This is a genomic window from Citrobacter sp. wls827 (genome assembly GCF_005280875.1).
Lineage (GTDB): Bacteria > Pseudomonadota > Gammaproteobacteria > Enterobacterales > Enterobacteriaceae > Citrobacter > Citrobacter youngae.
On the sequence record NZ_SZWR01000014.1, the window covers coordinates 58239 to 62745 of the forward strand.

A 4507-nucleotide genomic window follows, 5' to 3' on the forward strand; every position below is an offset into this window, starting at 1 on the left:
CTCTTATTTCAGCAGTTCAGCAGTCATGTGCACGCGGTTGCCGGTGTATGCCTGAGTGATTTTGTAATCGCTGGCGCCTGCGCGTTCAGCCTGAGCGGCAATTTTTGCTTCAGCGCTTTCCAGCGTAGAACCGGTTGCGGTAACTGTCTGAGCAGCGAAAGAACCGAAAGACGTAGCCAGAGCGATAACTGCGACAAAAGTTTTGATGCTTTTCATGATATAAACCCTTTCACTTAGTTGTTTGAGTAAGGCACCGTGCCTTGATGTGATAAATAGTAGCCTTCATATCACGCAACTAAAAGCGGAAGGATTTGCCTATCTTATTCAAATTAACTGAACACTTATTACTCAGCGATCAACCGCTGCGGATGGGTGTAGATCGTCGCCCTGCCCGGTTTGCAAAAACCCACCAGCGTCAGGTTACAACGTTCGGCAACTTCTACGGCAAGCGTTGTCGCGGCTGAGACAGCAAACAGGATCTCCACGCCACACATCGCCGACTTTTGCACCATCTCGTAGCTGGCGCGGCTGGAGACTAATACTGCGCCCGCCCGCCAGGCTTCCCCTTCGATAGCACGTCGTCCCAGCAGTTTATCCAGCGCCACATGACGCCCGACATCTTCATGTCCACCCGCCAGATGGCCTGACGGCTGTACCCAGGCAGCCGCGTGCGTGCAGCCTGTCAGTTGCCCCACGGGCTGGAAATCAGGGAGATGCCTTAAGGCGTTATCGAGATGTGCCAGATCGAATGTCTGGGTAAACGGCAGAGGCTGGACCGGCTTGCCAATGTCATTGAGTTGTTCAACGCCGCAAACGCCACAACCGGTACGACCGGCCAGTGCACGACGCCGCTCCTTCAGCCCCATAAATCGACGACTGGACAGCTCAACCTGCACTTCTAATCCGTTACAGGAAGGAACCACTTCCATGGCGTAGATATCCTGCGGGCGCTCAATAATGCCTTCAGAAAGTGAAAAGCCCAGCGCAAAGTGCTCAAGATCTTTCGGTGACGCCATCATCACCACGTGCGAAATCCCGTTGTAAACCAGCGCAACCGGCACTTCTTCAGCGACCTCATCTGGCTGAGGATGTTGCAAATCCTCGCGTTTCCAGAGAGTCAACTGACGCGATCCTGCACAATTCATCACATTTTTGACTTCTTCTTGATGGATTTTATTCACTTTCTTTTAACCATATTGGAACACACATACCAACATTGTGGTATTCTTTACAAACCCCTCCTGGACGGAGGGAAATTCACCCAATTCTGGACCTTTGCGGTCCCGTCCGCAAAGAAAAATAACAACCACTTCCCTCGCGCTCGAGTAACGGAAAAGTGAAGGGAACGTGACAATGTCGAAACAAGGAGCGAACCATGCAGGTCAGCAGAAGGCAGTTCTTTAAGATCTGCGCTGGCGGTATGGCAGGCACCACGGCAGCGGCACTGGGTTTTGCACCCGGCGTAGCGCTCGCGGAAACACGGCAATATAAACTGCTGCGCACCCGCGAAACCCGTAACACCTGCACTTACTGTTCCGTTGGCTGTGGACTGTTAATGTACAGTCTCGGTGACGGAGCAAAAAACGCCAAAGCATCCATCTTCCATATCGAAGGGGACCCGGATCACCCGGTGAACCGTGGCGCGCTGTGCCCGAAAGGGGCAGGACTTGTGGACTTCATCCACTCCGAAAGCCGCCTGAAATTCCCGGAATACCGCGCACCAGGCTCTGATAAGTGGCAACAGATTAGCTGGGATGAGGCATTTGACCGCATCGCTAAGCTGATGAAAGAAGACCGCGACGCAAACTACGTTGCACAAAACGCCGAAGGCGTAACCGTTAACCGCTGGCTTTCCACCGGGATGCTGTGTGCTTCCGCTTCCAGTAACGAAACCGGCTATTTAACGCAAAAATTCTCCCGCGCGCTCGGTATGCTCGCGGTCGACAACCAGGCACGCGTCTGACACGGACCAACGGTAGCAAGTCTTGCTCCAACATTTGGTCGCGGTGCGATGACCAACCACTGGGTCGACATTAAAAACGCCAACCTCGTTGTGGTGATGGGCGGTAACGCCGCTGAAGCTCACCCGGTCGGGTTCCGCTGGGCGATGGAAGCCAAAATACACAACGGCGCGAAGCTGATTGTTATCGATCCTCGCTTTACGCGAACCGCAGCGGTAGCTGATTTCTATGCGCCGATTCGTTCCGGTACTGACATTGCCTTCTTGTCAGGCGTCTTGTTGTACCTGCTGAACAACGAAAAATTCAACCGCGAATACACTGAGGCCTATACCAACGCCAGCCTGATCGTGCGTGAGGATTACGGTTTCGAAGATGGCCTGTTCACTGGCTACGACGCGGACAAACGCAAGTATGACAAAACCAGTTGGAACTACGAGCTGGATGAAAAAGGCTTCGCCAAACGCGATGTCACCCTGCAACACCCGCGCTGCGTGTGGAACCTGCTGAAACAGCACGTTTCCCGCTACACGCCGGATGTCGTAGAAAACATCTGCGGTACGCCAAAGGCTGATTTCCTGAAAGTGTGCGAATACATCGCAGAAACCAGCGTCAAAGACAAAACCGCGTCGTTCCTGTATGCACTCGGCTGGACGCAGCACTCAGTTGGTGCGCAAAACATCCGTACCATGGCGATGATCCAGTTGCTGCTTGGCAACATGGGGATGGCCGGCGGCGGTGTTAACGCCCTGCGCGGTCACTCCAACATTCAGGGTCTGACCGACTTAGGCCTGCTGTCACAAAGCCTGCCGGGCTATATGACCCTGCCCAGCGAGAAACAAACTGACCTGCAAACCTACCTTGCCGCCAACACGCCAAAACCGTTGCTTGAAGGTCAGGTGAACTACTGGGGCAACTACCCGAAATTCTTCGTCTCAATGATGAAAGCCTTCTTTGGCGATAAAGCGACAGCGGAAAACAGCTGGGGCTTCGACTTGCTGCCGAAGTGGGACAAAGGGTACGACGTGCTGCAGTACTTCGAGATGATGAACCAGGGCAAAGTGAATGGCTATATCTGCCAGGGCTTTAACCCGGTCGCGTCATTCCCGAATAAAAACAAGGTCGTGGCTTCACTGTCCAAACTGAAATTCCTGGTCACCATCGACCCGCTCAATACCGAAACGTCTACCTTCTGGCAGAACCATGGTGAGTCGAACGATGTGGACCCGTCGAAAATCCAGACCGAAGTATTCCGTCTGCCGTCCACCTGCTTCGCCGAAGAGAACGGTTCTATCGTCAACTCCGGTCGTTGGTTGCAGTGGCACTGGAAAGGCGCGGACGCCCCGGGGATTGCCGTTACCGATGGTGAAATCCTCGCCGGTATCTTCCTGCGCATGCGCAAGATGTATGCCGAGCAGGGTGGCGCGAACCCGGAACAGGTGCTGAGCATGACCTGGAACTACTCCACACCACACGAACCGGCTTCGGAAGAAGTGGCGATGGAGAGCAACGGTAAAGCGCTGGCCGATATTACCGACCCGGCAACGGGCGCGGTTATCGTCAAGAAAGGCCAACAGCTTAGTTCGTTCGCCCAACTGCGTGACGACGGCACGACCTCCAGCGGCTGTTGGATTTTTGCCGGTAGCTGGACGCCGGAAGGCAACCAGATGGCACGTCGCGATAACGCCGACCCATCAGGCCTTGGCAACACGCTGGGCTGGGCATGGGCGTGGCCGCTCAACCGACGCATTCTGTATAACCGCGCCTCCGCTGACCCGCAGGGGAATCCGTGGGATCCAAAACGTCAGATCCTGAAATGGGATGGGGCGAAATGGAGCGGGATGGATATTCCGGACTACAGTGCCGCCGCACCTGGCAGCAACGTAGGGCCGTTCATCATGCAGCCGGAAGGGATGGGACGCCTGTTTGCTATCGATAAGATGGCGGAAGGTCCGTTCCCGGAACACTACGAGCCGTTTGAAACGCCGCTGGGGACTAACCCGCTGCACCCGAACGTTATCTCTAACCCTGCCGCGCGCATCTTTAAAGGTGACGCGGAAGCACTGGGTAAAGCAGATAAATTCCCGTACGTCGGTACGACCTATCGTCTGACCGAGCACTTCCACTACTGGACCAAGCATGCGCTGCTCAATGCCATCGCTCAGCCGGAACAGTTCGTGGAAATTGGCGAGAAGCTGGCGAATAAGCTCGGTATCTCTCATGGCGATACCGTCAAAGTCTCCTCTAACCGCGGCTACATTAAAGCCAAAGCAGTGGTGACTAAACGTATTCGCACGCTGAAGGCCAACGGTCAGGATATCGACACCATCGGTATTCCGATTCACTGGGGCTACGAAGGTGTGGCGAAAAAAGGCTTTATCGCTAACACGTTAACGCCATTCGTCGGTGATGCGAACACGCAGACGCCGGAATTTAAGTCCTTCCTCGTGAACGTGGAAAAGGTGTAACGGAGACGACCTATGGCTTATCAATCGCAAGACATCATTCGTCGTTCCGCCACTAACGGTTTCACCCCCGCGCCTCAGGCG

4 protein-coding genes are annotated in these 4507 nt (G+C 54.6%); 2 read left to right on the top strand and 2 right to left on the bottom strand.

What is annotated here, in order from left to right; translation table 11 throughout:
* Nucleotides 1-3: 3 nt before the first annotated feature.
* Nucleotides 4-216, bottom strand: coding sequence for a DUF1471 domain-containing protein (locus FDX03_RS09365; protein ID WP_003825262.1), 213 nt, complete (start codon nucleotides 214-216; stop codon nucleotides 4-6).
* A gap of 128 nt (nucleotides 217-344) precedes the next feature.
* A complete protein-coding gene (fdhD, locus tag FDX03_RS09370; protein ID WP_048214026.1) occupies nucleotides 345-1181 on the bottom strand; it encodes a formate dehydrogenase accessory sulfurtransferase FdhD in 837 nt (278 codons plus the stop codon).
* 194 nt (nucleotides 1182-1375) lie between these two features.
* Here fdhD and fdnG point away from each other — a divergent pair, with 194 nt between their 5' ends.
* Together fdnG and FDX03_RS23200 are read left to right on the top strand one after the other, a co-directional pair.
* Nucleotides 1376-4426 carry a formate dehydrogenase-N subunit alpha gene (fdnG, locus tag FDX03_RS09375; RefSeq protein ID WP_086523526.1) on the top strand — a complete coding sequence of 1017 codons (3051 nt, stop codon included), beginning with the start codon at nucleotides 1376-1378 and terminating at the stop codon, nucleotides 4424-4426.
* 12 nt (nucleotides 4427-4438) lie between these two features.
* Nucleotides 4439-4507 (top strand): hypothetical protein (locus tag FDX03_RS23200; protein WP_001679811.1); only part of this gene is annotated, 69 nt, incomplete at its 3' end.

What these genes read in the sequence shown, in the direction of transcription:
- FDX03_RS09365 (WP_003825262.1), bottom strand. Translation starts at nt 216, where the DNA reads ATGAAAAGCATCAAAACTTTTGTCGCAGTTATCGCTCTGGCTACGTCT.